This is a genomic window from Pandoraea soli (assembly GCF_902459595.1).
GTDB classification, from domain to species: Bacteria; Pseudomonadota; Gammaproteobacteria; order Burkholderiales; family Burkholderiaceae; genus Pandoraea; species Pandoraea cepalis.
Window position 1 is genome coordinate 222,556 of record NZ_CABPSG010000004.1, and the last position, 26,471, is coordinate 249,026.

Annotated in this window: 24 protein-coding genes; 18 read left to right on the top strand and 6 right to left on the bottom strand. The window is 65.3% G+C overall.

The features are described 5' to 3' along the window. Window positions 1-41 precede the first annotated feature (41 nt). The 10 genes from PSO31014_RS09610 (at window position 42) to iscX (ending at window position 8,335) form a co-directional block, all read left to right on the top strand. Window positions 42-2,150 (top strand): site-specific recombinase, encoded by a 2,109-nt coding sequence (locus tag PSO31014_RS09610; RefSeq protein ID WP_150551418.1) that lies wholly within the window; start codon window positions 42-44, stop codon window positions 2,148-2,150. 116 nt (window positions 2,151-2,266) lie between these two features. Continuing rightward, window positions 2,267-2,794, top strand: coding sequence for a Fe-S cluster assembly transcriptional regulator IscR (gene iscR, locus PSO31014_RS09615; protein WP_017234962.1), 528 nt, complete (start codon window positions 2,267-2,269; stop codon window positions 2,792-2,794). A gap of 30 nt (window positions 2,795-2,824) precedes the next feature. After that, a complete protein-coding gene (locus PSO31014_RS09620) occupies window positions 2,825-4,048 on the top strand; it encodes an IscS subfamily cysteine desulfurase (RefSeq protein WP_150551419.1) in 1,224 nt (407 codons plus the stop codon). 18 nt (window positions 4,049-4,066) lie between these two features. Then, complete coding sequence (gene iscU / locus PSO31014_RS09625) at window positions 4,067-4,474, top strand: Fe-S cluster assembly scaffold IscU (protein ID WP_017234964.1); 408 nt, start codon at window positions 4,067-4,069, stop codon at window positions 4,472-4,474. A 31-nt stretch (window positions 4,475-4,505) separates the two neighbouring features. Beyond that, window positions 4,506-4,829, top strand: coding sequence for an iron-sulfur cluster assembly protein IscA (gene iscA / locus PSO31014_RS09630; protein ID WP_017234965.1), 324 nt, complete (start codon window positions 4,506-4,508; stop codon window positions 4,827-4,829). After that, window positions 4,795-5,040, top strand: a complete 246-nt coding sequence (locus PSO31014_RS09635; protein WP_150551420.1) for a DUF3565 domain-containing protein — start codon at window positions 4,795-4,797, stop codon at window positions 5,038-5,040. Before iscA ends, PSO31014_RS09635 begins: the two co-directional genes overlap by 35 nt. 190 nt (window positions 5,041-5,230) lie before the next feature. Further along, window positions 5,231-5,761 (top strand): Fe-S protein assembly co-chaperone HscB, encoded by a 531-nt coding sequence (gene hscB, locus PSO31014_RS09640; protein WP_150551421.1) that lies wholly within the window; start codon window positions 5,231-5,233, stop codon window positions 5,759-5,761. 86 nt (window positions 5,762-5,847) lie between these two features. Continuing rightward, on the top strand, window positions 5,848-7,725 hold the full coding sequence (gene hscA, locus PSO31014_RS09645) for a Fe-S protein assembly chaperone HscA (RefSeq protein ID WP_150551422.1): 1,878 nt from the start codon (window positions 5,848-5,850) through the stop codon (window positions 7,723-7,725). A 23-nt stretch (window positions 7,726-7,748) separates the two neighbouring features. Next, window positions 7,749-8,090 (top strand): ISC system 2Fe-2S type ferredoxin, encoded by a 342-nt coding sequence (gene fdx / locus PSO31014_RS09650; RefSeq protein ID WP_017234968.1) that lies wholly within the window; start codon window positions 7,749-7,751, stop codon window positions 8,088-8,090. Between the two features lie 53 nt (window positions 8,091-8,143). Continuing rightward, window positions 8,144-8,335, top strand: coding sequence for a Fe-S cluster assembly protein IscX (gene iscX, locus PSO31014_RS09655; RefSeq protein ID WP_017234969.1), 192 nt, complete (start codon window positions 8,144-8,146; stop codon window positions 8,333-8,335). A gap of 119 nt (window positions 8,336-8,454) precedes the next feature. Here iscX and PSO31014_RS09660 read toward each other — a convergent pair whose 3' ends face one another. Beyond that, window positions 8,455-9,165: a glycine zipper 2TM domain-containing protein gene (locus tag PSO31014_RS09660; RefSeq protein WP_150551423.1), complete on the bottom strand. Its 711-nt coding sequence runs from the start codon at window positions 9,163-9,165 to the stop codon at window positions 8,455-8,457. Between the two features lie 328 nt (window positions 9,166-9,493). On the opposite strand from PSO31014_RS09660, the gene PSO31014_RS09665 reads away from it, so the two are divergent. Next, window positions 9,494-10,096 carry a DUF1444 domain-containing protein gene (locus PSO31014_RS09665; RefSeq protein WP_150551424.1) on the top strand — a complete coding sequence of 201 codons (603 nt, stop codon included), beginning with the start codon at window positions 9,494-9,496 and terminating at the stop codon, window positions 10,094-10,096. Window positions 10,097-10,134: 38 nt separating this feature from the next. On the opposite strand, the gene lysS is transcribed toward PSO31014_RS09665, so the two are convergent. The 5 genes from lysS to PSO31014_RS09690 form a co-directional block, all read right to left on the bottom strand. Next, the gene (lysS, locus tag PSO31014_RS09670; protein WP_150551425.1) at window positions 10,135-11,679 is read right to left on the bottom strand and encodes a lysine--tRNA ligase; all 1,545 of its coding nucleotides are present in this window, start codon (window positions 11,677-11,679) and stop codon (window positions 10,135-10,137) included. Window positions 11,680-11,695: 16 nt separating this feature from the next. Beyond that, window positions 11,696-12,175, bottom strand: a complete 480-nt coding sequence (locus PSO31014_RS09675) for an Ivy family c-type lysozyme inhibitor (protein ID WP_017234973.1) — start codon at window positions 12,173-12,175, stop codon at window positions 11,696-11,698. Between the two features lie 3 nt (window positions 12,176-12,178). After that, window positions 12,179-13,283 (bottom strand): peptide chain release factor 2 gene (gene prfB / locus PSO31014_RS09680; protein ID WP_174966640.1). Its coding sequence is split into 2 segments (ribosomal slippage): window positions 12,179-13,210 and window positions 13,212-13,283, totalling 1,104 coding nucleotides; the frame shifts between segments, so codons are not numbered across the junction. A 171-nt stretch (window positions 13,284-13,454) separates the two neighbouring features. Next, the gene (recJ, locus tag PSO31014_RS09685; RefSeq protein WP_150551426.1) at window positions 13,455-15,152 is read right to left on the bottom strand and encodes a single-stranded-DNA-specific exonuclease RecJ; all 1,698 of its coding nucleotides are present in this window, start codon (window positions 15,150-15,152) and stop codon (window positions 13,455-13,457) included. Continuing rightward, a complete protein-coding gene (locus tag PSO31014_RS09690; RefSeq protein WP_150551427.1) occupies window positions 15,149-16,228 on the bottom strand; it encodes a regulator in 1,080 nt (359 codons plus the stop codon). Before PSO31014_RS09690 ends, recJ begins: the two co-directional genes overlap by 4 nt. 216 nt (window positions 16,229-16,444) lie before the next feature. Between PSO31014_RS09690 and PSO31014_RS09695 the strand changes: the two genes are divergently transcribed. The 7 genes from PSO31014_RS09695 to kdsA all read left to right on the top strand — a co-directional run bounded on the left by PSO31014_RS09695 (window position 16,445) and on the right by kdsA (window position 26,405). Next, window positions 16,445-17,698: a lipoprotein-releasing ABC transporter permease subunit gene (locus PSO31014_RS09695; protein WP_130025562.1), complete on the top strand. Its 1,254-nt coding sequence runs from the start codon at window positions 16,445-16,447 to the stop codon at window positions 17,696-17,698. Then, window positions 17,691-18,428 carry a lipoprotein-releasing ABC transporter ATP-binding protein LolD gene (gene lolD, locus PSO31014_RS09700; RefSeq protein WP_246176567.1) on the top strand — a complete coding sequence of 246 codons (738 nt, stop codon included), beginning with the start codon at window positions 17,691-17,693 and terminating at the stop codon, window positions 18,426-18,428. The genes PSO31014_RS09695 and lolD overlap by 8 nt, the downstream gene beginning before the upstream one ends. Window positions 18,429-18,637: 209 nt before the next feature. Further along, complete coding sequence (locus PSO31014_RS09705) at window positions 18,638-19,513, top strand: TatD family hydrolase (protein WP_150551428.1); 876 nt, start codon at window positions 18,638-18,640, stop codon at window positions 19,511-19,513. 44 nt (window positions 19,514-19,557) lie between these two features. Continuing rightward, window positions 19,558-22,533 carry a DNA internalization-related competence protein ComEC/Rec2 gene (locus PSO31014_RS09710; protein ID WP_150551429.1) on the top strand — a complete coding sequence of 992 codons (2,976 nt, stop codon included), beginning with the start codon at window positions 19,558-19,560 and terminating at the stop codon, window positions 22,531-22,533. A 304-nt stretch (window positions 22,534-22,837) separates the two neighbouring features. Then, entirely contained in the window at window positions 22,838-23,668 is an 831-nt protein-coding gene (locus PSO31014_RS09715; protein WP_150551430.1) for an alpha/beta fold hydrolase, read from the top strand. Between the two features lie 186 nt (window positions 23,669-23,854). Further along, window positions 23,855-25,513, top strand: coding sequence for a CTP synthase (gene pyrG, locus PSO31014_RS09720; RefSeq protein ID WP_150551431.1), 1,659 nt, complete (start codon window positions 23,855-23,857; stop codon window positions 25,511-25,513). Window positions 25,514-25,550: 37 nt separating this feature from the next. Continuing rightward, window positions 25,551-26,405: a 3-deoxy-8-phosphooctulonate synthase gene (gene kdsA, locus PSO31014_RS09725; RefSeq protein ID WP_150551432.1), complete on the top strand. Its 855-nt coding sequence runs from the start codon at window positions 25,551-25,553 to the stop codon at window positions 26,403-26,405. Window positions 26,406-26,471 lie beyond the last annotated feature (66 nt).

Genomic DNA, 26,471 nt, shown 5'->3' on the forward strand with positions numbered 1-26,471 from the left:
ACTGTGCTTTTCTCCTCCCCCCTTCACCTCGTCTCCCATCGATGCTCACTTCGCTCACTTCGTACTGGCGTAAATGGCGTGCCTCGCGTCACGCCGGTCATCAGCTCGACGAACTGCTTGCGCACGCCGATCCGTCTGCGCCGCTGGCGGTCCGCAACCAATGGCTGATCGAATTGGCGCACTGGGTGCAAAAGCGCGGCGCCCTCGTCAACGAGGCGCGCGGAGAAGGGGAGGCGGCGCGCTATCGCCCGCACACGCGGCTGCGCTATTTGCTGCAGATGCTCGAGCGAAACCCCGCATGGCGACTCCCAGTGGCGCGCACGCTGCGTAGCGTCGTTGCCGAGAGCGACGCCATTTCGCTGCTGTGCGATACCGGCATGCCGGTGCGCCCGGGATTCTGGGGGGCGCTGGTCGAGCGCGTGGAGAAGGCGCTGATTCCGCCACCCCCGACGCGGCGCGATCTCTCGGCGTTGTGCTCGCTGATGTTTCCCGATGGCGACGCCGCCGACTGGATCGCCGCCATGCCGCCGGCATTGCTGGCCGACCTTATCGCACTCTTGCATGAGGGCGAGGACGAGGATGACAACGCCGACTGGAATCTGTTCGGCGAAGACTTGCTCGTCGCGATGCACCACCTTGTCGACCAGATTGGGTCGACCGGGCTGTCGCAGGCGGTGCGCTCGCGCCTGGCGTATCCGCGCGCCACCGAATCGCCGTTCTACCAGATCGGGCGCGCCATGCAGGCGCTCGAATCGGCTGGGCAGGCGTTCGCGGACGGTGCGCCGCCGTCGCAGCACTTCGTGCAGCAGATCAACGTGTTCCGCGCGCTGATCGACGACTGCGCGCGCGCAGTACGTCAGGTCTATGCCCATCTGGACGAAAACGGCGTGAGCGTGGATATCGTGTTTCAGGTTGAACGCACCAAGGCGCGGATCCGTCGGCTCGAGCGTCTGCTCGAAGCGTGGCTGACGCACGGCGAGCGAGGCGATCGTGCCGTCGCGCGAGTGCAACTCCTCGCCGACCTGGTGCGTGCCAACCGGGCGAGCCAAAGCGTGAGTGAGTTGGCGCGCACGTCGTTCGGGCTGCTGGCGCGCAAGGTCGTCGAGCGCAGCGCCGAGACGGGCGAGCATTACATCGCCCGCAACCGCGGCGAGTACTTCACCATGCTGAAGATGGCGTGCGGCGGCGGTCTGGTGACGGTGGTGACCGTCTACGTCAAGTTCCTGATTGCGAGCGCGCACCTGCCGAGCGTCGTCGAGGGCTTCCTGGCCGGGGCCAATTACGCGCTCTGCTTCCTGTTCATGCACTTCTGCCATTTCACGCTCGCGACCAAGCAGCCGGCCATGACCGCGCCGGCCATCGCCCGCAAGCTCGATGATGTCGACACGCCCGCCGGTATGGACGCCTTCGTGGGCGAGGTCATCGCTCTCGTGCGTACGCAAGCGGCCGCTATTTTCGGCAACCTGGCGGTGGTGTTCCCGTTCTGCCTGCTGGTCCAATGGACGGTGTCGGCGGCGCTTGACATGAACACGATTCCGCCCGAAAAAGCCCATGCGACGCTCAATTCGTTCTCGATATTGGGTATCACGCCGCTATTCGCGGCGATGACGGCGGTGCTGTTGTGGTTCTCCAGTCTGATTTCAGGCTGGGCCGACAATTGGTTTGCGCTGCACGGCATCGGGGATGTCCTGGCCTACAACCGACGACTGCGCTTCGTCTTCGGACGGAACGGGGCGGCGCGGCTGGCGGACGCGTGCCGTCGTCACATTGCGCCGGTGCTCGGGAATCTGACGCTCGGCTTCATGCTGGGGCTCGTGCCGGCGGTGCTGACGGCGTTCGCGCTGCCGTTCGAGGTGCGCCACGTCACGCTGTCGACCGGCGCGATCGCGACGTCGATCGGCGTGCTGGGCATGCCGGTGCTGCGCGATCCGGCGCTCTGGCTGGCCGTTGCCGGTGTCGGGTCGATGGCGCTGCTCAACGTCGGTGTGAGTTTCGCGTTAGCATTCCACATGGCGCTCAGATCGCGTCCCCTGCGCATTGGCGACCGCCGGCACATTCACCGTGCCCTCTGGCGCGCCGTGCTGCGCAATCCGCTGGTGCTGCTGTTCCCCCTGCGCGCCCCCCAGGCGAACGCGCGTCCCGAAAATTAGCAAATTTCCCAAATGGACGGCGGAACTTTTGCAAAAAATGGGCCAGAAGTACTTGACTGATTTCGTAGGGAATTTATACTTGACGAAAATAGTCGAGATTAATCCCCTGCATCCTCATGAGACTTACCACGAAAGGCCGTTTCGCCGTCACGGCGATGATCGACCTGGCCATGCGCCAGGACGCGGGTCCCGTGACGCTTGCGGGCATTAGTCAGCGTCAACGGATTTCCCTCTCTTACCTGGAACAGTTGTTCGGCAAGCTGCGCCGCCACGAGATCGTGGAGAGCGTGCGCGGGCCGGGCGGCGGATACAGTCTGGCGCGTCGCGCGGAAGAGGTGACGGTCGCGGACATCATCATCGCGGTCGACGAACCGCTCGACGCCACGCAGTGCGGCAGCAAGGGCAATTGCGAGAAGGGCCAGGACGGTCATCGCGGCCACTGCATGACGCACGAGCTGTGGGCGACGCTCAACCAGAAGATGGTCGAGTATCTCGATTCGGTTTCGCTGCGCGACCTCGTCGAGCAGCAGCGCAGCAAGCAGGCCCAACAGGCCGTGCTGCACGACACGCGCGAGTCCGGCACACCCAGCCAGACCATTGCCACGCGCATTCCCAATTCGGTCTTCGATATGGCCCGTTCTTAACTGGCGCCACGGCACGATCCTGGAGCACCCATGAAAAACGACACCCTCAACCTCCCCATTTACATGGATTACAGCGCCACGACGCCGATTGACCCGCGCGTCGTGGACAAGATGTTGCCGTACCTGCGCGAGCAGTTCGGCAACCCGGCATCGCGCAGCCACTCGTTCGGCTGGGCCGCCGAGCAGGCCGTGGAAGAGGCACGCGAGGAAGTCGCCAAGCTGGTGAACGCCGATCCGCGCGAGATCGTCTGGACGTCGGGTGCCACCGAGTCGAACAACCTCGCCATCAAGGGCGCGGCGCACTTCTACCAAGGCAAGGGCAAGCACCTCATCACGGTGAAGACCGAGCACAAGGCAGTGCTCGACACAACGCGCGAACTGGAGCGCGAAGGCTTCGAAGTCACGTATCTGGATGTCAAGGACGACGGTCTGCTCGATCTCGACGTCTTCAAGGCCGCGCTGCGTCCGGACACGATTCTCGTGTCGATCATGGCCGTGAACAACGAAATCGGCGTGATCCAGGACATCGAGACGATCGGAGAGATCTGCCGCGAGAAGGGCATCATCTTCCACGTCGACGCCGCACAGGCCACGGGCAAGATGCCCATCGACCTGGCCAAGCTGAAGGTCGACCTGATGTCGTTCTCGGCGCACAAGACGTATGGCCCGAAGGGCATCGGCGCGCTGTACGTGCGTCGCAAGCCGCGTGTGCGCATCGAGGCACAGATTCACGGCGGCGGTCACGAGCGCGGTATGCGTTCGGGCACGCTCGCCACGCACCAGATCGTGGGCATGGGCGAGGCGTTCCGTCTGGCGCGTGAAGAGATGGCGACGGAAAACGAGCGCGTGCGCATGCTGCGCGATCGTCTGCTGCGCGGTCTGACGGAAATGGAAGAAGTGTATGTGAACGGCGACATGGAAAAGCGTGTGCCGCACAACCTGAACATCAGCTTCAATTTTGTCGAAGGCGAGTCGCTGATCATGGCGATCAAGGATGTCGCGGTGTCGTCGGGCTCGGCGTGCACGTCGGCCTCGCTGGAGCCTTCGTATGTATTGCGTGCGCTGGGTCGCAACGACGAACTGGCGCACAGCTCGATTCGCTTCACGGTGGGCCGTTTCACGACAGAGCAGGAAGTCGACTACGTGATCGACCTGCTCAAGGCCAAGATCGGCAAGCTGCGCGATCTGTCGCCGCTGTGGGAAATGTACAAGGACGGGGTCGATCTGAATTCGATCCAGTGGGCCGCACACTGAGCATTCAAGGAGTTAGCCATGTCTTACAGCAAGGAAGTTCTGGATCACTACGAAAACCCGCGCAACGTCGGTTCGTTCGAAAAGGGCGATGACGCCGTCGGCACGGGCATGGTCGGCGCACCGGCGTGCGGCGACGTGATGAAGCTGCAGATTCGCGTGAACGAAGCCGGCGTGATCGAAGACGCCAAGTTCAAGACCTACGGCTGCGGCTCGGCGATTGCGTCGTCGTCGCTGGTCACCGAGTGGGTCAAGGGCAAGACGCTCGATCAGGCGCTCGATATCAAGAACACCCAGATCGCGCAGGAACTGGCGCTGCCGCCGGTGAAGATTCACTGCTCGATTCTGGCCGAAGACGCCATCAAGGCGGCCGTGGCCGACTACAAGCAAAAGCACGGCCAGACGGCCGAGCCGGCCAAGGCTGCGTAAGCGGCACGACGGATAAAGGAATCAGGCAACCATGGCCATTACATTGACCGAGAAGGCCGCGCAGCACGTTTCGCGTTATCTGACGCGGCGCGGCAAGGGCGTGGGCCTGCGGCTGGGCGTGAAGACGACCGGCTGCTCGGGCCTGGCCTACAAGCTGGAATACGCCGACGACGTGGCGGGCGAGGACACGGTCTTCGAGAGCCACGGCGTGAAGGTGATCGTCGATCCGAAGAGTCTGCCGTATATCGATGGCACCGAGCTGGACTTCGCGCGCGAAGGCTTGAACGAAGGGTTTCGCTTCAACAATCCGAACGTCAAGGATGAGTGCGGCTGCGGCGAGTCGTTCCGGATCTGACACTGCGCCGTTGCGCGAGATCGTCGGGTTCCGGCAGGACGACGAAGGCCAATGGGTCGCGCGTCTGGCGTGCGGGCATGGGCAACATGTCCGGCATCTTCCCCCGTGGCAGATCCGGACATGGACGCAAAGCGCGGCGGGCCGCGACGCGATGCTTGGTGGCCGGTTGCGCTGCCGCAAATGTGAGCGCGGCGAGCCGCCCGATGCGTGAGGCGGTGGGCCTCGCCTGACGGCGGTCGCCATGGCAACGAAATAGGTCGCCGGACGGTTCGGCGCCAAAGCAGCAGCGTAGGCAACCAGGCGGCGCGAGCCGCTTTTTTTACGGGCCGACGGCGGGTGGCATGGCGCGCATGGCGCGACGTCCCCTCGCATGGGCGCCCTGGATGGATGATGAGTGCGCGATGAGTGCATTGACTGACAACTACTTCACGCTGTTCGATCTGCCGCAGCGCTTTGCGCTCGACGCAGACGCGCTCGACGCGGCCTACCGTGCCGTGCAATCGCGCGTGCATCCGGATCGATTCGCGAGTGCGAGCGATGCCGAGCGCCGCGTGGCCATGCAATGGGCCGCGCAGGCGAACGCCGCCTACCGCACGCTGCGCGACCCGCTGCAACGCGCGACGTATCTGCTCACGCTACAGGGCATCGATGTGGGCGCGGAGAACAACACCGCGATGGCCCCCGATTTCCTGATGCAGCAGATGGAGTGGCGCGAAGCCATCGACGACGCCGTGGACGCGCGCAATATCGGCGCTCTGGAAAACCTTGCCAAATCGTTGCGCGAGGATCGTCGCGTGCGGCTCGCCAAGCTGGGCGACTGGCTCGAAAGCCAGGCGTGGCAACCGGCCGCCGAAGCCGTGCGGCAACTGATGTTCATTGCGCGCGCCGACGAAGACATCGCGCAGCGCATCGAAATGCTGGAAAACGCGTGACGGCCCGGTGCGGCGCCGTCACATGTCATTGAGAACTGCTTGAGAACAGGGCGGCCGCGCGAGCGCGTCGCCCGCATTGCAAAGTCATGGCCCTTCTGCAAATTTCCGAACCCGGCATGTCCCCCGCGCCGCATCAGCGGCGACTCGCCGTGGGTATTGACCTGGGCACGACGCATTCGCTCGTGGCCTCCGTACGTAGCGGTGTGGCCGAAGTGCTCCCGGACGAACAGGGCCGCGTGCTGCTGCCGTCCGTCGTGCGTTATCTCGGCGGTCCCCGTACCCAGATCGGCTACGACGCCCGAGCGGCCGCCGCCAGCGATCCGCGCAACACCATCGTCTCCGTCAAGCGCTTCATGGGCCGTGGTCTGGCCGATGTTGCCCATGCCGACAACGCGCCGTACGATTTCGTCGACGCGCCGGGCATGGTGCAGATGACGACGGCCGGCGGCGTCAAGAGCCCGGTGGAAGTGTCTGCCGAAATTCTCGCCACGTTGCGTCAGCGCGCCGAAGACACGCTCGGCGACGACCTGGTGGGCGCCGTGATCACCGTGCCCGCGTACTTCGACGACGCGCAGCGTCAGGCCACCAAGGACGCCGCGCGTCTGGCCGGCCTCAATGTGCTGCGTCTGCTCAACGAGCCGACGGCGGCCGCGATCGCCTACGGTCTCGACAATGCGGTGGAAGGCCTTTACGCGGTCTACGACCTGGGTGGCGGCACGTTCGACATCTCGATTCTGCGACTGACGAAGGGCGTGTTCGAAGTGCTTGCAGCAGGCGGCGATTCCGCGCTCGGCGGCGACGACTTCGATCAGGCGATCTACCGCTGGGCGGTGGACGCGGCCGGTCTCGACGCGGCCTCGCTCACGCCTGAGGACGTGCGGGGCTTGCTCGATCACGCACGCACCGCCAAGGAAGCGTTGACCGACGCCGCGCAAGCGACGATCGCCCTGACGCTGTCTGGCGAGCGCCCCCTCGCGCTGACGCTCACGCGCGAGCAATTCACGGCGCTGGGTGCGCCGCTCGTGCAACGCACGATCGGCCCGATGCGCAAGGCGCTGCGCGACGCCGGCATGGGCCCGGAAGACGTCAAGGGCGTCGTGCTCGTCGGCGGCGCCACGCGCATGCCGCAAGTGCGTGCCGCCGTGGCGACCTTCTTCGGACGCGAACCGCTGATCGATCTCGATCCAGATCAGGTGGTGGCGCTCGGCGCGGCCGTGCAGGCGAACCTGCTGGCCGGCAATCAGGCCGAAGGTGACGACTGGCTGCTGCTCGACGTGATTCCGCTGTCGCTCGGCGTCGAGACGATGGGTGGCCTCGTCGAGAAGATCATCCCGCGTAACGCCACGATTCCCGTGGCGCGTGCGCAGGAATTCACCACGTTCAAAGACGGGCAGACGGCAATGGCCGTTCACGTGCTGCAAGGTGAGCGTGAGCTGGCGTCCGATTGCCGCTCGCTGGCCCGGTTCGAATTGCGGGGCATTCCGCCGATGACGGCCGGCGCCGCGCGTATTCGCGTGACGTATCAGGTCGACGCCGACGGGCTGCTCTCCGTCTCCGCCCAGGAGTTGCACTCGGGCGTGGCGGCCTCCATCGAGGTCAAGCCGTCGTACGGTCTGGCGGACGACGATATCTCGCGCATGCTGCAAGACAGCTTCGGTTCGGCCGAGGCGGATATGCGCGCCCGTGCGCTGCGCGAGCAGCAAGTGGAAGCCGAGCGTCTGCTGGTCGCGATCGACAGCGCCTTGCAGGCGGACCCGGAACTGCTCGACGCCGACGAGCGCGCACAGATCGACGGCTTGCTGGCCGAGTTGCGCCAGAAGGCGTCTGGCGACGATCAGATTGCCATCAAGACGGCGACCGAAACGCTCTCGCATGCGACCGACGCGTTTGCCGCGCGCCGCATGGACAAGAGCATCCGCGCGGCGCTGGCCGGCCGGCGCGTGGCGGACATCGACAAACTGTAAGACACACACGGAAAGCCAAAGCCATGCCTCAAATCGTTGTATTGCCTCACGTCGAGCTGTGCCCTGAGGGCGCGGTGCTGGACGTTCCGACGGGTACCACCGTGTGCAGAGCGTTGTTGGACAACGGCATTGAAATCGAGCATGCGTGCGAGTTGTCGTGCGCGTGCACTACGTGCCACGTGATCGTGCGCGAGGGTTTCGAGGCGCTGGAGCCGGCCGAAGACGAGGAAGAGGATCTGCTCGACAAGGCCTGGGGCCTGGAGCCGACGTCGCGCCTGTCGTGCCAGACGAAGATGCCCGCCGACACCGATCTGGTCGTCGAGATTCCGAAGTACACGATCAACCACGCCAAGGAAAGCCACTGAGCGATGCCGTTAGGCGTTGCGTGGCGACACGTCACAAGAAGAGGACCCTGCCCATGAAATGGACCGACATTCAGGACATCGCGATTGCGCTTACCGAGGCGCATCCCGACATCGACCCGCAATACGTGCGTTTTACCGACCTGCATCAGTGGGTGATGGCGCTCGACGGCTTCGACGACGCACCCGACCGCGCCGGTGAGAAGGTGCTCGAAGCGATTCAGATGGCGTGGATTGACGAGGTCTGACCCGACTCGCGCAGGGCGCGCGACGCTGCCGCAGAAACAAAAGCCGCTCATGACGAGCGGCTTTTGCGTTAACGCGAGATCCGTCGCGGCAGGAACGGTGTGACGCGGATCTCGTTCCCTTAGCCCGCGCGCACCAGCCCGTTGTTTTCGAGCCGCACGCGATCCCCCGGCTGCACGCCAGGGGCGGACTGATAGGTCCAGTAGCGCGTCTTGCCGGTATCCATGCGCACGTACACGCGATACACGGTTTCGGAGCGAACGCGCTTCTCGACTTCGTTGCCGGCCAGACCGCCGCCCAGCGCGCCGACCACGGTCATCGCCGTGCGGCCGTTACCCGCGCCAAACTGGTTGCCGAGCAGACCGCCTGCAACGGCACCGCCGACGGCGCCCAGGCCCGAGGCCTGACCTTGCGTGCTGATGGGTTCCACCGACTGCACCGTACCGCACGTCGAGCATGTCGCCGCCTGACGCTGTGCGGGCGCGGCCGACGATTGGGCATATGACGGCTGCGGCGCCGGGGCCCGTTGTGCCGGTGCCCGCTGCGGCGTGTACTGAGCTTGCTGCGGCGCGTATTGCGCCTGCTGGGCCTGCTGCTGGGTCGGCTGTGCCTCCGTCACCTGCGCGCTGCGCATTGCGTTCGAAGACGGCTGTTGGGCCGACGTCAGCGCGTACTGCGAATGATCGACGGTTGTTGTGGGGCCGTCGGTGCTTTTGGCGACAGGGAGCACGCCCGTGATGGCGGCAACGCCGAGCAGGCTGACGACCACGATGCTGCCGGCAGCGGCTGCGACCAGCGGATGCATGCGGCGCGGTTGAAGATCGTTATTCATGTGGTTTTTCTCCATCGTGCGGTTGTCGCGAACCCCATTCTTCGTGCTGACAGGCACGGGAGGCTTCGCATGAGAAAAGTCTCCGTCATGGCAGGCGCGGCATCCGTTTCATTTTGTAACGCGATGTAAGATGTGCATCGCGGCAGTCCCGGGCGAGTGCCCTTCGGTTGACTGCTAATCCATTGAAAAATATGAGGTTTTTTCTCGGTTGACGGCGCGCTTCGCCGTCATCGTGCGCGGTTGTCATCACAATTGAAACAAGTCGCGCCGCGCGCATAATGGCACGCATTGCCCGTCAACGTCCTTCTTGCCGATTCGTCCCAACGCCATGATCGATACGCTGCCGCCGCTGGATACCCCGCTCGACGTCGCAAGCCACCCGCACCTCTATCCGTACGTAGTACAACGCGCGTGGGTCGACGTCCACGATCCACAAGGGGAGGTCAGCGAACCGTTTTCGGACGACGTTTTCGTGACGCTCGTGCTCGATGGCACGGCTGGACTGCGCCGGCTGCAGGGCGAGGATTTGCGCGCGGCCGGTCTGACGTTCGAGGCGGCATTTGCGCAAGCCGCGTCGAATCTCGCGCGCGCATGGAAGGCGGGGCATTTCGAGTTCGGCATTGCGCGGCTCGACGATGGCACGCCGATTGCCGGCTGTCGCGGCAATTGGATGGCACCGGCCGGCGGCCTGGTGCTGGGCAATCTCTACCAGTCGATGGTCGAGCATTTCGAGGTGACGGACTTCGCGGCCGTCCCCGTCAATCGCACATTGCTTCTCGCGTTTCCGACCGATGCCAAAACGCTGTCGTCGCTGGCGTTACGGCAATTGATCGAAGGGGCGGCGAGCGGTGCGATTCTCCCCATCGCGCGCACTTGGTTGCGGCTCGATGGGGAGTGGCCGTCCGCCTATCGCGGCGTTCCGGCCTTCTAAGCGTTAAGACTTTCTGAGCCTTAAGCCTTCCAACCGGCTCAGTCTTCGCGGCGCAGGTGCGGGAAGAGCAGCACGTCGCGAATGTTCGGGCTGTCGGTAAGCAGCATGATCAGACGGTCGATGCCGATACCGCAGCCGCCCGTCGGGGGCATGCCGTATTCGAGCGCGCGAATGTAATCGGCGTCGTAGTACATGGCCTCTTCATCGCCCGCGTCCTTCTGCTCGACCTGCGCACGAAAGCGTGCGGCTTGGTCTTCCGGATCGTTCAGCTCCGAGAAGCCGTTCGCGATCTCGCGGCCCGTGATGAACAGCTCGAAGCGCTCGGTGATGCCCGGTACGGTATCGGACTCGCGCGCGAGCGGCGAGACTTCCACCGGATAGTCGACGATGAAAGTCGGCTCCCACAGTTGGCTCTCGGCCGTCTCTTCGAACAGGGCCAGTTGCAGCGCACCGAGGCCCGCGTTCTTGAGCTGCGGCGCATCGACCTTCACGCCATACTTGCCCAGCGCGCCACGCACGAATTCGATGTCGGCCAGTTGCGCTTCGGTGAACTCGGGCGCGTACTTGCGGATCGCTTCGACGATCGTCAGGCGGTGGAACGGCTTGGACAAATCCAGTTCGCGGCCCTGGTACTCGATGGTCGCGGTGCCGCGCGCGTCGAGTGCGGCGTTACGGATCAGCGCTTCGGTGAAGTCCATCAGCCAACGGTAGTCCGTGTAGGCCGCGTAGAACTCCATCATCGTGAATTCCGGATTGTGGCGCGGCGACACGCCTTCATTGCGGAAGTTACGGTTGATCTCGAACACACGCTCGAAGCCGCCGACGATCAGGCGCTTCAGATACAGCTCCGGCGCGATACGCAGATACATCTGCATGTCGAGCGCGTTGTGGTGCGTGATGAACGGCTTGGCCGCGGCGCCGCCCGGAATCGGGTGCAGCATCGGCGTTTCGACTTCCATGAAGTCGGCGTCCGTCATGTACTTGCGCATCGACGCAATGGCCTTCGCGCGGGCGCGAAACGTGTTGCGCGTCTCGGGCGAGGTGATCAGGTCGACGTAGCGCTGACGGTACTTCGTCTCCTGGTCGGACAGGCCGTGGAACTTGTCCGGCAGCGGGCGCAGCGCCTTGGCGAGCAGACGCAGTGCCTTCACCTTGACCGACAGTTCGCCGGTGCGCGTACGGAACAGCGTGCCGGTGGCGGCGACGATATCGCCGATGTCCCAGCCTTTGAAGGCGGTCATGGCATCGGCGCCGACGTCGTCGCGGCCAATGAAGAACTGGATCTGTCCGCTGCCGTCCTGCACGGTGGCGAACGCGGCCTTGCCCATCACGCGCTTGAGCATCATGCGACCGGCCACCGACACGGGGACGGGCTCGGCTTCGAGCGCCTCGTTGTCCACGTCCTGATAGCGCGCCTGCAGGTCGCCGGCGTGCTGTTCGGGGCGGAAGTCGTTCGGGAACGCCACGCCGTTGGCACGCAGCGCCTGCAGTTTCTCGCGACGCTCCGCGATGAGCTTGTTGTCGTCGTGCGGCAGGTCGCCCGCCGGGGTGCCCGTATGGGCCGGAGTATTGTGATCGGTCATGGTGCGAGCGATGAGGTTATTCGGTAAAACGCAGCGTGTGCAGCAGGGCATTCTTGAGCAAGCCGTCGGGCGTGCCCAGCCAGATCAATTCGGTGCGGTCCTGATGCGGTCCGGCATTGGCCGCGGCACTCGGGTCCCGCACGAACAGCGCCGCGATCGCCTGTGAGCGCGGCTCATACAAAATATGGACATACTCGCTCGGGCAATCGTGCGGCTTGCAGCTCTGCACCAGTAACCAGGGCTTGCCGGCGACGCTCACGCGTTGCGACGGCGTCGATGTGCCACCCTGGCGCACCCACGCGGGAACGTTGCGTGGCGTGGTGATGCGCGCATAGGCCCCCGAGAAGTCCGGGCGCTTGAGCAATTCATGCAGGTACGGTCCCGTCTCGGGATTGGCTCCCGGTGCGCCCGGTGTACTGGCCGGGGCAGCAACGGCGGCGCACTGCAGACACAGCGCGCTCACCCCCCACACGGCTAGCGTGCGGACAAACGCCATTCCTTACACTCCCTGCTTGAGACTCGCGGAGATGAAGTCGTCCAGGTCGCCGTCGAGTACCTTGCCGGTATTACCGGTTTCCACGCCGGTGCGCAGGTCCTTGACGCGTGACTGGTCGAGCACGTACGAGCGAATCTGATGGCCCCAGCCCACATCGGTCTTGCTCGACTCCAGCTTGTCCTGCTCGGCACGACGCTTGCGCATTTCATGTTCGAACAGGCGCGAGCGGAGCATGTCCCACGCTTCGGCGCGGTTGCGGTGCTGCGAACGGTCGTTCTGGCAGGCGACGACAATGCCGGTCGGGATGTGTGTCAGGCGAACGGCGGAATCGGTCTTGTTGATGTGCTGGCCGCCTGCACCGGAGGCGCGATACGTGTCGGTACGCACGTCGGCCGGATTGATTTCGATGTCGATCGAATCATCCACTTCCGGGTACACGAACAAACTGGCGAACGACGTATGGCGACCGCCCGACGAGTCGAATGGCGACTTGCGCACCAAACGATGCACGCCGGTTTCCGTACGCAGATAGCCGTAAGCGTAGTCGCCAGTGACCTTCAGCGAGGCGCTCTTGATGCCCGCGACATCGCCGTCCGACACTTCGAGCACTTCGGCCTTGAAGCCCTTGCGTTCGCAGTAGCGCAGATATTGGCGCAGCAGCATGCCGGCCCAGTCGTTGGCCTCGGTGCCGCCGGCGCCGGCCTGGATGTCGATGAAGCAGTTGTTCGGGTCGGCCGGGGTGTTGAACATCCGGCGGAACTCCATCTCGCCCACGCGAGCGGCGAGACCCTGCGTGTCGCTCTCGAGCGCCAGCAGCGAGTCTTCATCGCCCTCGTCGCGGGACATTTCGAACAGTTCCTGCGTATCGGAAAGGCTGGCGTCGAGTTCGGTCAGGTTGCTGACGATGCTGTCGAGCGCCTTCTTTTCCTTGCCCAGTGCCTGAGCACGCTTGGAATCGTTCCAGATGTTGGGGTCTTCGAGTTCTTTGTTGACTTCAATCAGGCGAGCTTGCTTGACATCGAAGTCAAAGATACCCCCTGAGCTCGCCAACGCGGGTGCGCAGGTCGGCGAGCAGGGATTCAAGTGCGTTTAGGCGTTCGGCTTCCATGAGCTTTGACAGGGGCGAATTCGGGGAAACGAGGATTATAGCGCAGCGAAGCCCCCGTTTCCCCACTTTTCCCGGGCGGATGACGCGTTCCGGACGGCGGGTGACCGCCAGCCGCACTGGCCGGATTTCGCTGTCGGCGCGCAGGACCGGCGGTCCTGGCGCCGCAGACGGTCAGCCCTGGGCGTGTTCGACGATCATCTGCACGCGCGAGACGCCGTTGAAGGTGTCGGCGGCCAACCGATAGGCGAATCGCGCACGGCTCGGCAAGGTATCGGCGTGATTGAACCAGATGGCGTTGAAGCGCATGCGCCCGCGACCGAGCTGCAACTTCAGGTGCTTGTCCTTGAGGATGGCTTGCGAGAGCACATCGAACTCGCCCGAGAACACGGGCGGCGGGAACCCCTGTCCCCACACTTGTGCGTCGAGCAGGGCGACAAAGGGCGGCACGAAGCACTCGTCGCCGATGTCGCCGTCGGTCTCGATCACGCGCGAGAGCGCCTTTTCGTCGAGCCACGCCTGTCCCACGGCTTCGAATGCCGACTGGAAGCGTGGCAGGGCGTCGGCGGCGATCGTGAGGCCCGCGGCCATCGCGTGGCCGCCGAACTTGCCGATGAGACCCGGTTCGCGCTTGGTGACGAGATCGAGCGCGTCGCGCAAGTGAAAGCCGGGGATCGAGCGGCCGGACCCCTTGATCTGGCCGTCGTCGCCGGGGGCGAACACGATGGTCGGACGGTAGAACTTTTCTTTCAGCCGCGCGGCCACGATCCCGATCACGCCCTGGTGCCAGGTCTCGTTGAACGCGCACAGCGTGGTGGCGGCGCGAGGGTCGAAGCGCGCCAGATCGGCCAGGGCTTCCTGCTGCATCCCCGCTTCGATCTCACGGCGCTCGCGATTCATCGCGTCGAGTTCTTGCGCGAGCGTCCAGGCGCGGGCATCGTCGTCCGTCAGCAGGCACTCGATGCCGAGCGACATGTCGGCGAGGCGTCCGGCGGCGTTCAGACGCGGCCCGAGGCCGAAGCCCAGATCGAAACTGCCCGCCTGACGCGCATTGCGGGCGGCCGCGCGAAACAGCGCATTGATGCCCGGATGCATGCGCCCGGCGCGCATGCGCGACAGCCCTTGCGCCACGAGGATGCGGTTGTTGGCGTCGAGCTTGACCACGTCCGCGACCGTGCCCAGCGCGACCAGGTCGAGCAACGTATCGAGCCGGGGTTGTTCGCTCGCCTCGAACGCCCCGCGCGTGCGCAGCTCGGCGCGCAGCGCGAGCAGAACGTAGAACATCACGCCGACACCGGCCAGATTCTTGCTCGGGAATGCGCAGCCCGGCTGGTTGGGGTTGACGATGCAACGCGCGTTGGGCAATTCGTTGCCCGGCAGATGGTGATCGGTCACCACGACTTCGATGCCGAGCGCCTGCGCGGCGGCCACGCCGTCGAGGCTGGCGATGCCGTTGTCGACGGTGATCAGCACGTCGGGCGGTCCCGCTTTGCCTTGCGCGGCCAATGCCACGATTTCGGGCGTGAGACCATAGCCGTATTCGAAGCGGTTCGGCACCAGGTACTCGACCTTCGCACCGAACATGCGCAAGCCGCGCACGGCCACGGCGCAGGCAGTCGCGCCGTCGCAATCGTAGTCGGCCACCACGAGCATGCGCTTGCCGGCGGCGATGGCGTCGGCAAGGAAGGCGGCGGCCTCCTGCGCGCCCTTGAGCTGGGTCGGGGGGATCAAACGGGCCAGCGCCGTTTCGGTCTCGGCGGTCTCGGCCACGCCGCGCGACGCGAACAGGCGGGCGAGCACCGGGTGGACACCGTCGCGCGAGAGGGCGTCGGCCGTCGCGTCGTCGACATGGCGGGTGACGATGTCGGTCATGCGACTTCCTCGCCAAGCCGCGCGAGCGGCACCATGCGGGCGGCGAGCGCCTGACGGCGCCAGAACTTGCGCAAGTCGCCGCCGCGTGAGCGCATCGTCACGCTATGACTGTCGCCGCACAAAGTGAGCGAGACTTCGCGGGCCTGGCCCTGGGCGACACGCGCGAGCGCCGGCGCCAGCCAGTCGCGGTCGATGTCGACGAGGGCATCGCGCCAGCGCGCCCAGTCTTCCGTCAGGAAATACGGCGTCAGCGTGTCGAGTTGCACAACGGTTCTGCCGTTCGCGGCGGCAATGCCGGCGTCCGTGCCGTGCAAGGCGATTTGCAGATGGTTCGCCAGGCCGCGGGTGGCGGGGGCGTCTGCCAGGATCGTCACGCAGGGCCGGTTCAGGCGCGGCGCGGCAATGCGCTGACCGCCGCCGTACAGCCAGATGGCATTGACCGGCGGCAGGCCGCGGGCTTCGCGCGCCTGATTGGCCGGATGGTCGTACCACGCCATCTGGACTTCGTTCTGCCATTTGCGCCACGTCAGTTCGGCCTTGCCTTGCGGCAGCCAGATGTCGACGTTGCGGCCGGCCGCGCGCGCGGGCGACGCGGTGAGCAGGTCACCCAGCGCCGGCGCGCTCAGGTACCACCGGTCCGGGCGCGGGGCGACCAGCTCGCCGCCGACCTCCGCGAACAGGGCGTGCGCGGTGGCGAACAGGGCGGCTGAATCCTCGTGGCTCAACGCCAGTTCGGTGGGATCGGTCAGCACCAGATGGTCGGTGGCGATGTGGATGTGCGCGGGCTGCGCGCAGTACCAGAACCGGGTGTCGAGCGCGCCGCTGTCCTCGAACAGCATGAACGGCGCGAGCGGCGCGCGCGACGGCCCGCCGGGCAGGCCGAAGGCTTCGGTCAGCCAGCGTTCATGGGGCAGCGTGGGGACAAACGGGTCGGCCGGCACGTCCTGCGCCGCCTGGACGCCACGCGCGAGCAACTTTTCGAGCGCAGGCAACTCCAAGTTGGCCAGCAGTGCGGGCAAATGGGCCGACGCGGGCAGCGCGAACGGCAAGAGAAAGTGCAGGGCAGGTGTATCCATGTCGAGGCGAATTGTATGGCAAACTTCGCGCTGGCAGTTGGCTGACCCTCACGTCAGGGGCTGAACGTGCCATGTATCGAGCCGGGTTCAGGTCAGGTGGCGGCCGGGTCTTGACGACACGGCGGCCACGTGGCGGTCAGATACATGGGGCTGGGCGCCGGTGCGGACTGGCTTCGGTACGCTCCGATCGATCCTTATCAAGAATCAGGAATCCGTTTGAAATTCCCATACGAATGGCAGATCGGCTGGCGCTATACGCGCACCGGCAAGCGATCATCCGGCAACGGTTTCATTTCCTTCATTTCATTCATCTCCATGGCCGGCATTGCGCTCGGCGTGGCGGCGCTCATCGTGGTGCTCTCGGTGATGAACGGTTTTCAGAAGGAAGTTCGGGACCGCATGCTCTCCGTGCTTGCGCACATCGAAGTCTTCGCGGTCGACGGCAATCTGCCCGACTGGCACCGCACGGCGGCTGAAGCATTGCAGAACAAGAACGTGATTGCGGCGGCGCCCTACGTGGGCGAGCAGGCCATGCTCACGCGCGAGGACAACGTGCGCGGCGTGGTGTTGCGCGGCATTGTCCCGAGCGAGGAAGCCAAGGTGTCCGATCTCGGCAAGCAGATCACCGAGGGCTCGCTCGCCAACCTCACGCCGGGCAGCTTCGGTATCGTGCTCGGTCGCGAACTGGCGCGGGCGTTGGGCGTGAGCATCGGCGACAAGATCACGCTCGTCGCCCCGCAAGGGACGATCACGCCCGCGGGCGTGTTGCCGCGCGTGAAACAGTTCACGGTGGTGGCCGTTTTCACGGCGGGGCACTACGAATACGACAGCTCGCTGGCGCTCATCGATCTGCACGATGCCGAGACGCTCTTCCGACTCGACGGCCCGACCGGCGTGCGTCTGAAGATCCATGACATGGAGCGGGCGCCGCTCGTGGCCCGCGAGCTGGCCAAAACCCTGTCCGGCAATATGTGGGTGCGCGACTGGACGCAGCAGAACAAGAACTGGTTCATCGCTGTGCAGACCGAAAAGCGCATGATGTTCATCATCCTGACGCTCATCATCGCCGTGGCGGCCTTCAATCTGGTGTCCTCGCTGGTGATGACGGTGACCGACAAATATGCGGACATCGCCATTCTGCGCACGCTGGGCGCACAGCCCGGCTCGATCATGAAGATATTCATTGTGCAGGGCGTGACGATCGGTTTTGCCGGGGCGCTGCTCGGCGTGGCGCTGGGCTGCCTGATCTCGGTGAATATCGGCACCATCGTGCCGTTCATCGAGCACTTGCTGGGTATCCACTTCCTGCCGCAAGACATCTATTTCATCTCCGAATTGCCCTCGGATCTGCAGTCGTCGGACGTGATCCGCATCGGGGTGATTTCGTTCATCCTCTCGGCGCTGGCGACGATCTACCCGAGCTGGCGCGCCTCGCGCGTCAAACCGGCGGAGGCCCTGCGCTATGAGTAACGCCAAGAATCACGCAAATCCATCGTTGGCCGGTGTGCCGAACCTTGCCTATGACGGTCCGGTGCTGCGCGCGCGCGATCTGCACAAGACGTTCCGTCAAGGCCAGCTCAATGTGACGGTGCTCAACGGCGCGAGTCTCGACGTGGCCCCCGGCGAGAAGGTGGCCATCGTGGGCGCGTCGGGATCGGGCAAGAGCACGTTGCTGCACGTGTTGGGCGGGCTCGACGATCCGTCGCGCGGCGAGGTGTCGCTGCTCGGCAAGCCGTTTTCGTCGTTGCGCGAGCGCGAGAAGACGTCGCAGCGCAATCAGTCGCTGGGCTTCGTCTATCAGTTTCACCACCTGCTGGCCGAGTTTTCGGCGCTCGATAACGTGGCGATGCCGCTGCGCATTCGCCGCTTGCCGACCGAGCAGGCGCAAGCGGTGGCGCAGGCCATGCTCGAGCGTGTCGGACTCGGCTCGCGCGTGAAGCACCGTCCGTCGGAGTTGTCGGGGGGCGAACGTCAGCGCGTGGCCATGGCGCGGGCGCTGGTCACGCAGCCGGCGTGCGTGCTGGCTGACGAGCCGACCGGCAACCTCGACGGGCATACCGCCGAGACCGTGTTCGAACTAATGCTCGAGTTGTCGGAGACGCTGAAGACCAGTTTCGTGATCGTGACGCACGACATCGATCTGGCGAAGCGCTGCGATCGTGCCCTGCGGCTGCGCGACGGGGTGCTGGAACCGGCATGACCGTGGTGCAAGCGCGTTAGCGCGAGCGGCGGCTGAAGTCGGCGAAACGCCGGGGTTCTCCCCGGCGTTTCGCATTTCACGAGGCGGCGGCCGGGGGCGATTTCGGCAACGTCCTAGACCGTAACGCGGTGTCGTCCGATGGTCATCGCGAGAACAGTGTGCGAGCCTTGTCAACGACCCGTAGAATTGACGTTCAAGGACCTTTGACCATGTGGATCGATACCCATTGCCATCTCGATGCGGCCGAGTTCGACGCAGACCGTGCGACCGTGATCGCTGACGCCACTGCCGCCGGTGTGGTGGGGCTTGTGGTGCCCGCCGTCGAATGCGCAACGTTCGACGCGGCGCGGGCCGCGGCACGCGCGATCCCCGGGGGCGCATATGCGCTCGGCATTCATCCGCTCTACACACCACGCGCGCGCGACGAGGACATCGCCACGTTGCGCCGTGCCGTTGAGCGGGCGATGGGCGATCCGCGCTTCGTCGGTATCGGCGAGATCGGTCTCGACTTCTTCGTGACGACGCTGGACCCCGAGCGTCAGCAATTCTTCTACGTCGAGCAGTTGAAGATCGCGCGCGACTTCGACTTGCCCGTCATCCTTCACGTGCGTCGCTCGCAGGATGCCTTGCTCAAGCAACTGCGCATCTTCACCCCGCGCGGCGGCATCGCGCACGCGTTCAACGGCAGCCGGCAACAGGCGGACAAGTTCGTCGAGCGTGGCTTCTGCCTGGGGTTTGGCGGACAGATGACGTTCGAGCGCGCCCTGCAGATTCGGCGTCTCGCCGCGGATCTGCCGCTCGATGCGCTCGTGCTGGAGACCGATGCGCCCGATATTGCGCCGCAATGGCGCTACAAACAGCGTAATAGCCCGGTCGAGCTGCCGCGTATTGCGCAGGTGCTGGCGGACCTGCGCGGGGTGACGACTACGGCCTTGTCGCAGGCGACGTGCAGCAATGCTTGGCGCGTGCTGCCGCGTCTGTCGGGCGCCATGGCCATGGCGCCGGGCGACGGGCCGGCTACCGGCATTTCTCTCACCGCCGACACCTCCGATATTTCCGATATCCCCGACGGTCAAGCGCGCTGACGCTGCGGCGTTGCGCGGTCGCGAATACATGACGTGGTGACGTCATGAGACTGGTGCTGCTTGCGTGGGTCGCTGGCGTCTGGTGGTTGCAGCAGGCGTCCGTATTGCCTCAGGGGAGAGCGTTCGGTGCCGCGCTCGGCGTGGCCGCTGGCGTGTTTGCCGTATGGTCGGCTTGGGCGGTTTGGGGCGTAGTGCGGCGCGATCCTGGTGCTGCGGACGCCGGCGTGGTGACATGGGTCGGTGGCGCTCGCCTCGCACGAGATTGCGTGCACGCCGGCGAGCGCTGGCGTCATCGGAGCGTGGTGGCCGTACTGGCGCTTTGTGCGGGTGTCTTCGGCTATTCATGGGCGGCGCTTCGGGCGGAGGCGCGGTTGAGCGATCGGCTGCCCGTCGAACTGGAAGCGCGCGACGTGATGGTCGTCGGTGTCGTGTCCGGACTCCCTGCGTCGACCGATGATGGACGGCGGTTCGCGTTCGATGTGGAGCGCGCGTACGTCATAGACGACGGATGTGAGGCGCCGGTGTCCGCGACGGTGCGCTCAACGTCTGACATGCGCGGCGATCGACGCGACGCCGATACCCGCGCAGCGCTGTGCCGGGAGGTGCGCGTGCCGAGACCCATCGAGTTGGTGTGGCCGGGGCGCTCGCGATTCGGCGGCAAATGGGGCCCGGGTGGAGCGGCGGCGGGAAGTCCGCACGCGGGTGAGCGGTGGCGATTGCCGGTGCGGCTCAAGGCGCCGAGAGGTTTCGCGAATTGGCACGGCGCCGATACCGAGTTGACGGCGCTGGTGCGCGGCATTCGCGCGACGGGATACGTGCGGGCGTCGGGCGGCAGAGGCGAAGCGACAACGACAAAGGGCCCACTTCGTCTGCAAGCCGAGACGGTGCCGGGGTATCGATTCGTCGCCTGGCGAGAACGACTGCGAGACAAGCTTCGTGCCGGACTCGGGCCGTCGGCGCGATACGGCGGCGTCTTGATCGCGCTGGCGTTGGGGGAGCGGGGCGATATCGCCGCCGACGACTGGCAGGTTTTTGCCGATACCGGTGTGAGTCACTTGCTGGCGATTTCCGGGTTGCATGTGTCGCTCGTGGCGGGTGTGCTCGCGGCACTGGTTGGCACGCTCTGGCGGCGCGCTTGCGGTCGGCGCTTCAGTTTGCCGCTATGGTGGCCTGCGCCCAAGGCGGCGGCCGTTGCCAGTCTGCTGGCGGCGGTGGCATACGGGGCGGTGGCGGGTTGGGGCGTTCCGGTGCGGCGCGCCGTCGGCATGGTGGCGATTCTGGTCTTCGCCTTGCTCAATGGCCGTATGGCGGCGCCATCGTATGTGCTGGCGTGGGCGTTGGCCACCGTTGTCGCGCTCGATCCTTGGGCCGTGGTGACGCCTGGCCTGTGGCTCTCGTTTGGCGCGGTCGCGGCACTGGTCCTGGGGGCTGGACGGGAGCAAACACCGCGGGTGGCACGTCGACGCGGCATCCCGGCGGTGGCGCGGTCGCCGTCAACAGCGAGCGCGATGGGGCGCGCGTTGGCGGATTCGCGTCATCCAGACGAATGTCAGGACGTCCAGCATTACGGCGGCGAGCGTCAGAGCGGCGAGCGTCATGGCGGTGAGCGTCAGCAGAGCGACTGTCGGGATGGCGGGCGTCAGGCTGGCACATTTCGGGATAGGAAGCATCAGGCAGGCAAATGTCGTGGCGCTGACCGTCAGGACGCTGAACCTCAGGAGGGCGCGATACGTCGCTGGCGAGCGGCGGCCCTGGCCCGTCTGTGGCCTGCGGCGCGGGCACAATATGCGGTCACGATCGGACTGGTGCCATTGACGTTGGCATGGTTCGGGTCGGTGCCACTGCTGGGTCCAGTGGCCAATGCGATTGCCATACCGGTGATGACGTTGATTGTGACACCGCTGGCGCTGGCGAGCCTGATGCTGCCCGCGACGATGGCCCATTGGGCGTTGGCGGTAGCGCACGCGGTGGTCGTCTGGCTGGCCGATTGGCTCGGCATGCTGGCGGCGTGGCCCTGGGCGGTGTGGCGAGCGGCCGTTGCGCCGCCCTGGGCGCAGGCGGCCGCCGTCGGCGGCGTATTGCTCTGTCTGATGCCATTGCCAGCCGCGATGCGTCGGCCAAGCGGGTGGCGCGTGGGGGTCCGCTTCGCCGGTTTCGCGTTGCTGGGGCCGGCGTTGCTCGCGTCGCCACCCCGGCCCGGCACCGGAGAATTTCGGGTCACGCTGCTCGATATTGGGCAGGGCAATGGGGTGCTCGTCGAGACCGCGACGCGTACGCTGCTGTTCGACACCGGGCCACCGCTGGGGCGATTCAACGATGCCGGGCGCCGCGTGATCGTTCCCTATCTGCGCGCGCACGGCATCCGGCGGCTGGATCGGCTCGTCATCAGCCACGCGCATGACGATCATTTCGGCGGCGCGCTGAGCGTGCTGCGGGCGTATCCGTCGGCGCAGGTAATGTCGTCGCTGCCGGCGACGCATGGCGTGCGCCGCGCCGCAGCGTCCCATCGCACTTGCCTGGCCGGGCAGCAATGGACGTGGGACGGCGTCACGTTTCGCTTCCTGCACCCTGATAAGGGGGCGTTACGCGAGGGCTGGGGGGGACGGGCGGGGCCGAACAGCGTCAGTTGCGTGCTGCGCGTATCGAACGCCCGGCATAGTGCGCTGCTCGCGGCGGATGCCGAAGCGCCGCAGGAGCAGGCCATGCTGGCACGCTTCGGTGCCGGCTTGCGCTCGGACGTCCTATTGGCACCGCATCACGGCAGTCTGACGTCGTCGACGGCCGTGTTCATCGAGGCCGTATCGCCAACCCATGTGGTGTTTCAGGCCGGCTATCGCAATCGCTTCGGGCATCCAAGGCCCGGGGTCGTGGCCCGTTATCAGGCAGTCGGCGCGCGGATTTGGCAGAGCGTGACGCACGGGGGCGTCCGGTTTTCGTTCACGAACGATGGGATCGAGGCGCAGTCCTACCGCGAGCAATATCGACGGTACTGGCACGCGGAAGTGCCGGATACGTCATGACATCGATGTCCTGTGACCGGCCGGCAGGGGCATTTTGCCGCTTCGCCACGTGCTCACGGGGTGTGTCCGGGCGTCGCGATTCGACGGAAACCTCTACCGGTACTTAACGAGCGGTTCGCTAGAATGGCCCGATGCGCCGGATTGCGGTCCGCTCGTGCATGCACCGGCTGGTCCTGACCCTCACAGTGATTCCCGTCGATCGGCACCGATTGCCGCGGGCCGCCGTCCCTGGTTTTCAGTGGCCGCCGGACGGCCGGTTTCAGCACATTTCGCACAAGGCCGGCTCGCCACGACATCGAATGCCATGACAAGAGACATCCTTCATTTTTCGCACGGCAACGGCTTTCCCGCCGGCGTCTATCGCAAGCTGCTGGGCGCGCTGACCGACGAGTACGACGTTCGCGCCATCGACCGCATCGGCCACGACCCGCACTATCCCGTCACGCCGGGCTGGCGCTATCTGCGCAACGAACTGGTCGATACCCTCATGCGCGAATATCGCGGTGAGCCGGTCTGGCTCGTGGGACATTCGCTGGGCGGCTTCCTGAGCCTCATGGCGGCGCTCAAGGCGCCGCAGTGCGTGCGCGGGGTGGTCATGATCGATTCGCCCATCGTTACGCCCGGCTGGCGCACGCAGATGCTCCGCTTGGGCATGCTCACCGGGCTGTACGAGCGGATGTCGCCTGCGGGCGTGACCAAGCGGCGCCGCGATCACTGGCCCGACTGGGAAACGGCCTGGCAGCATTTCGCGAGCAAGCCGACGTTCGCCGGCTGGGATTCGGACGTGCTGCGTGACTACATCGACTGCGGCACGATGCCGACCGGCGAGGGCGAGGCCCGGCGCCTGGCGTTTGCGCGTGACATCGAATATCGGATCTACCTGACGCTGCCGCCGCTGCTCGCCGTGCGTGCGATGCGCGGCGTGCCGGTGCCGGTCGGCTTTCTCGCGGGCACCGAGTCACGCGAGCTACGGCAGGCCGGGATCGGGGCGACGCGTCGTATCGTAGGCACCCATCTGCGTTACGTGCAGGGCACCCACCTATTTCCGATGGAGCGTCCGCTGGAGACGGCCGGCGCCGTGCGCGACATGCTCGCGGAACTGCGCGGCGAGCGCAGGCGTTCGCTGGCCGCCTGAGACACCCGGGCGGGGCTCGCGTCGCGGGGTGTCCGATCCGGGCGCCTGCTTGCCGGGTGCGAGGGATGCCCCGGCCGTGCGGAGCGGCGCGCAGGGCGCCTGTCAAGGTCAAAATTTGCCGCGCCGCACGTCGAGGGCGGGGCCGCTTTCGGGTATAATCCGGCTTTCCCGCGAGCAATTACTGCGATGACCAAATTTGTTTTTGTCACGGGCGGCGTGGTTTCCTCTCTTGGTAAGGGAATTGCTGCCGCATCTCTGGCCGCGATCCTCGAATCACGTGGCCTCAAAGTCACCCTCCTCAAGCTTGATCCCTACATCAACGTCGACCCGGGCACGATGAGCCCGTTTCAGCACGGCGAGGTGTTTGTCACCGAGGACGGTGCGGAAACCGACCTCGACCTGGGCCATTATGAGCGCTTCATCAGCGCCAAGATGCGTCGTGCGAACAACTTCACGACGGGCCAGATCTACGAATCGGTGATCCGGAAGGAGCGCCGTGGCGAGTATCTCGGCAAGACCGTTCAGGTCATTCCGCACATCACCAACGAAATTCAGGCGTTCGTCGAGCGCGGTGCGCGTTCGACGTGGGACGGCCATCCCGACGTCGCCATCGTTGAAATCGGCGGCACGGTCGGCGATATCGAATCGTTGCCGTTCCTTGAAGCCGCGCGTCAGATGAACCTGCGCCTGGGCCGCAACAGCGTGGCCTTCGTGCACCTGACGCTCGTGCCGTACATTGCCACGGCCGGCGAACTGAAGACAAAACCGACCCAACACAGCGTGCAGAAGCTGCGCGAGATCGGCATTTCGCCCGACGTGCTGCTGTGCCGTGCCGACCGTCAGATTCCGGAAGACGAGTGCGCCAAGATTTCGCTGTTCGCGAACATCCCGCAGGACGCCGTCATCTCGGTCTGGGACGTCGACACGATCTACAAGATTCCGCAGATGCTCCATGACCAGGGCATGGACAAGATCATCTGCGACGAACTGAAGATCGAAGCCAAGCCGGCCGACCTGTCCATGTGGACGCATCTGGTACACGCCGTCGAGAATCCGAAGCACGAGGTCACTGTCGGCATGGTCGGCAAGTACGTCGATCTGACCGAGTCGTACAAGTCGCTTATCGAAGCGCTGCGTCACGCCTCGATTCACACGGAAACGCGTGTGAACATCGAGTACATCGATTCCGAACAGATCGAGAAGGACGGCACGGACGCGCTCAAGCATCTGGACGCCATTCTCGTGCCGGGCGGTTTCGGCCGACGCGGTACCGAAGGCAAGATCAAGGCGATTCGTTACGCTCGCGAGAACCGCGTGCCGTATCTGGGCATCTGCCTGGGTATGCAGCTCGCCGTGATCGAATTCGCGCGTGACGTGGCCAAGCTGTCCGACGCCAACAGCACGGAATTCGAGCCGTCGACGCCGCATCCGGTCGTTGCCCTCATCACTGAGTGGCAGGACCGCGACGGCAAGATCGAGCAGCGCACCGAAAATTCGGATCTCGGCGGCACCATGCGCCTGGGCTCGCAGCGCGTGCCCGTCAGGACGGAAACGCTCGCGTCGCGCATCTATGGCGAATCGGTCAACGAGCGTCACCGGCACCGTTACGAAGTCAACAATCATTATGTCCCGCAGCTCGAATCCGCCGGTCTGGTGATCTCGGCGCGCACGCCGACCGAGAACCTGCCGGAGATGATGGAGTTGCCGCAGCAGGTGCACCCGTGGTTTGTGGGCGTTCAGTTCCACCCCGAGTTCACCTCGACGCCGCGCGATGGCCATCCGCTGTTCAAGGCGTACGTCGAGGCGGCGCTGGCGGTTCAGCAGGCGCGCAAGAAGGCCGCCTGAGGCCCCGCCCGCCGCGAGCGAGACATAAGGAGTTTCCATGAAACTGTGCGGTTTCGATGTTGGTCTGGACAAGCCGTTTTTCCTGATCGCGGGTACCTGCGTCGTCGAATCGGAGCAAATGACGATCGACGTCGCGGGGCAGCTCAAGGAAATAACGAGCGCGCTGGGCATTCCGTTCATTTACAAGTCGTCGTTCGACAAGGCGAATCGCAGCTCCGGCAAGTCGTTTCGCGGCCCCGGCCGTGAGGCAGGCCTGAAGATCCTCGAGGAAGTGCGCCGCCAACTCGGCGTGCCGGTGCTCACCGACGTGCATACCGAAGAGGATGTGGCCGTGGCCGCGCCTATCGTCGATGTGCTGCAAACGCCGGCGTTCCTGTGCCGCCAGACCGATTTCATTCGTGCCTGCGCCCAGTCGGGCAAGCCGGTGAACATCAAGAAGGGGCAGTTTCTTGCCCCGCACGACATGATCAATGTCATCGACAAGGCCCGCGACGCCGCGCGCGAAGCCGGCCTGCCCGATGACGTGTTCATGGCTTGCGAGCGTGGCGTTTCGTTTGGCTACAACAATCTGGTCTCGGACATGCGCTCGTTGGCGATCATGCGCGAGACCCGCGCGCCGGTTGTGTTCGATGCGACGCACTCGGTGCAGTTGCCCGGCGGCCAGGGCACCAGCTCGGGCGGTCAGCGCGAGTTCGTGCCGGTGCTCTCGCGTGCCGCCGTGGCCGTGGGCGTGTCGGGCCTGTTCATGGAGACGCACCCGGATCCGGCCTGCGCCCTCTCGGACGGCCCCAACGCCGTGCCGCTCGGGCGCATGCGCGAATTGCTCGCCACGCTCAAGACGATCGATGCGGCGGTGAAGCAGGGCGAGTTCCTGGAAAATAATTTCAATTGAAATGAGACACGCCGTCCTGGGGCCACTATCAGCACGCCCACAGGACGGGTATAGCGCTCGGATGCC

Bases quoted from the DNA above. Each gene is read 5' to 3' on its own strand.
- PSO31014_RS09610 (WP_150551418.1), top strand. From the start codon at position 42: ATGCTCACTTCGCTCACTTCGTACTGGCGTAAATGGCGTGCCTCGCGT.
- PSO31014_RS09715 (WP_150551430.1), top strand. From the start codon at position 22,838: ATGACAAGAGACATCCTTCATTTTTCGCACGGCAACGGCTTTCCCGCC.
- iscU (WP_017234964.1), top strand. From the start codon at position 4,067: ATGTCTTACAGCAAGGAAGTTCTGGATCACTACGAAAACCCGCGCAAC.
- kdsA (WP_150551432.1), top strand. From the start codon at position 25,551: ATGAAACTGTGCGGTTTCGATGTTGGTCTGGACAAGCCGTTTTTCCTG.
- PSO31014_RS09620 (WP_150551419.1), top strand. From the start codon at position 2,825: ATGAAAAACGACACCCTCAACCTCCCCATTTACATGGATTACAGCGCC.
- PSO31014_RS09710 (WP_150551429.1), top strand. From the start codon at position 19,558: ATGAGACTGGTGCTGCTTGCGTGGGTCGCTGGCGTCTGGTGGTTGCAG.
- PSO31014_RS09675 (WP_017234973.1), bottom strand. From the start codon at position 12,175: ATGGCGTTTGTCCGCACGCTAGCCGTGTGGGGGGTGAGCGCGCTGTGT.
- lysS (WP_150551425.1), bottom strand. From the start codon at position 11,679: ATGACCGATCACAATACTCCGGCCCATACGGGCACCCCGGCGGGCGAC.
- recJ (WP_150551426.1), bottom strand. From the start codon at position 15,152: ATGACCGACATCGTCACCCGCCATGTCGACGACGCGACGGCCGACGCC.
- PSO31014_RS09660 (WP_150551423.1), bottom strand. From the start codon at position 9,165: ATGAATAACGATCTTCAACCGCGCCGCATGCATCCGCTGGTCGCAGCC.
- lolD (WP_246176567.1), top strand. From the start codon at position 17,691: ATGAGTAACGCCAAGAATCACGCAAATCCATCGTTGGCCGGTGTGCCG.
- hscA (WP_150551422.1), top strand. From the start codon at position 5,848: ATGGCCCTTCTGCAAATTTCCGAACCCGGCATGTCCCCCGCGCCGCAT.
- fdx (WP_017234968.1), top strand. From the start codon at position 7,749: ATGCCTCAAATCGTTGTATTGCCTCACGTCGAGCTGTGCCCTGAGGGC.
- pyrG (WP_150551431.1), top strand. From the start codon at position 23,855: ATGACCAAATTTGTTTTTGTCACGGGCGGCGTGGTTTCCTCTCTTGGT.
- iscA (WP_017234965.1), top strand. From the start codon at position 4,506: ATGGCCATTACATTGACCGAGAAGGCCGCGCAGCACGTTTCGCGTTAT.
- PSO31014_RS09665 (WP_150551424.1), top strand. From the start codon at position 9,494: ATGATCGATACGCTGCCGCCGCTGGATACCCCGCTCGACGTCGCAAGC.
- iscR (WP_017234962.1), top strand. From the start codon at position 2,267: ATGAGACTTACCACGAAAGGCCGTTTCGCCGTCACGGCGATGATCGAC.
- PSO31014_RS09690 (WP_150551427.1), bottom strand. From the start codon at position 16,228: ATGGATACACCTGCCCTGCACTTTCTCTTGCCGTTCGCGCTGCCCGCG.
- hscB (WP_150551421.1), top strand. From the start codon at position 5,231: ATGAGTGCATTGACTGACAACTACTTCACGCTGTTCGATCTGCCGCAG.
- PSO31014_RS09705 (WP_150551428.1), top strand. From the start codon at position 18,638: ATGTGGATCGATACCCATTGCCATCTCGATGCGGCCGAGTTCGACGCA.
- iscX (WP_017234969.1), top strand. From the start codon at position 8,144: ATGAAATGGACCGACATTCAGGACATCGCGATTGCGCTTACCGAGGCG.
- PSO31014_RS09635 (WP_150551420.1), top strand. From the start codon at position 4,795: ATGAGTGCGGCTGCGGCGAGTCGTTCCGGATCTGACACTGCGCCGTTG.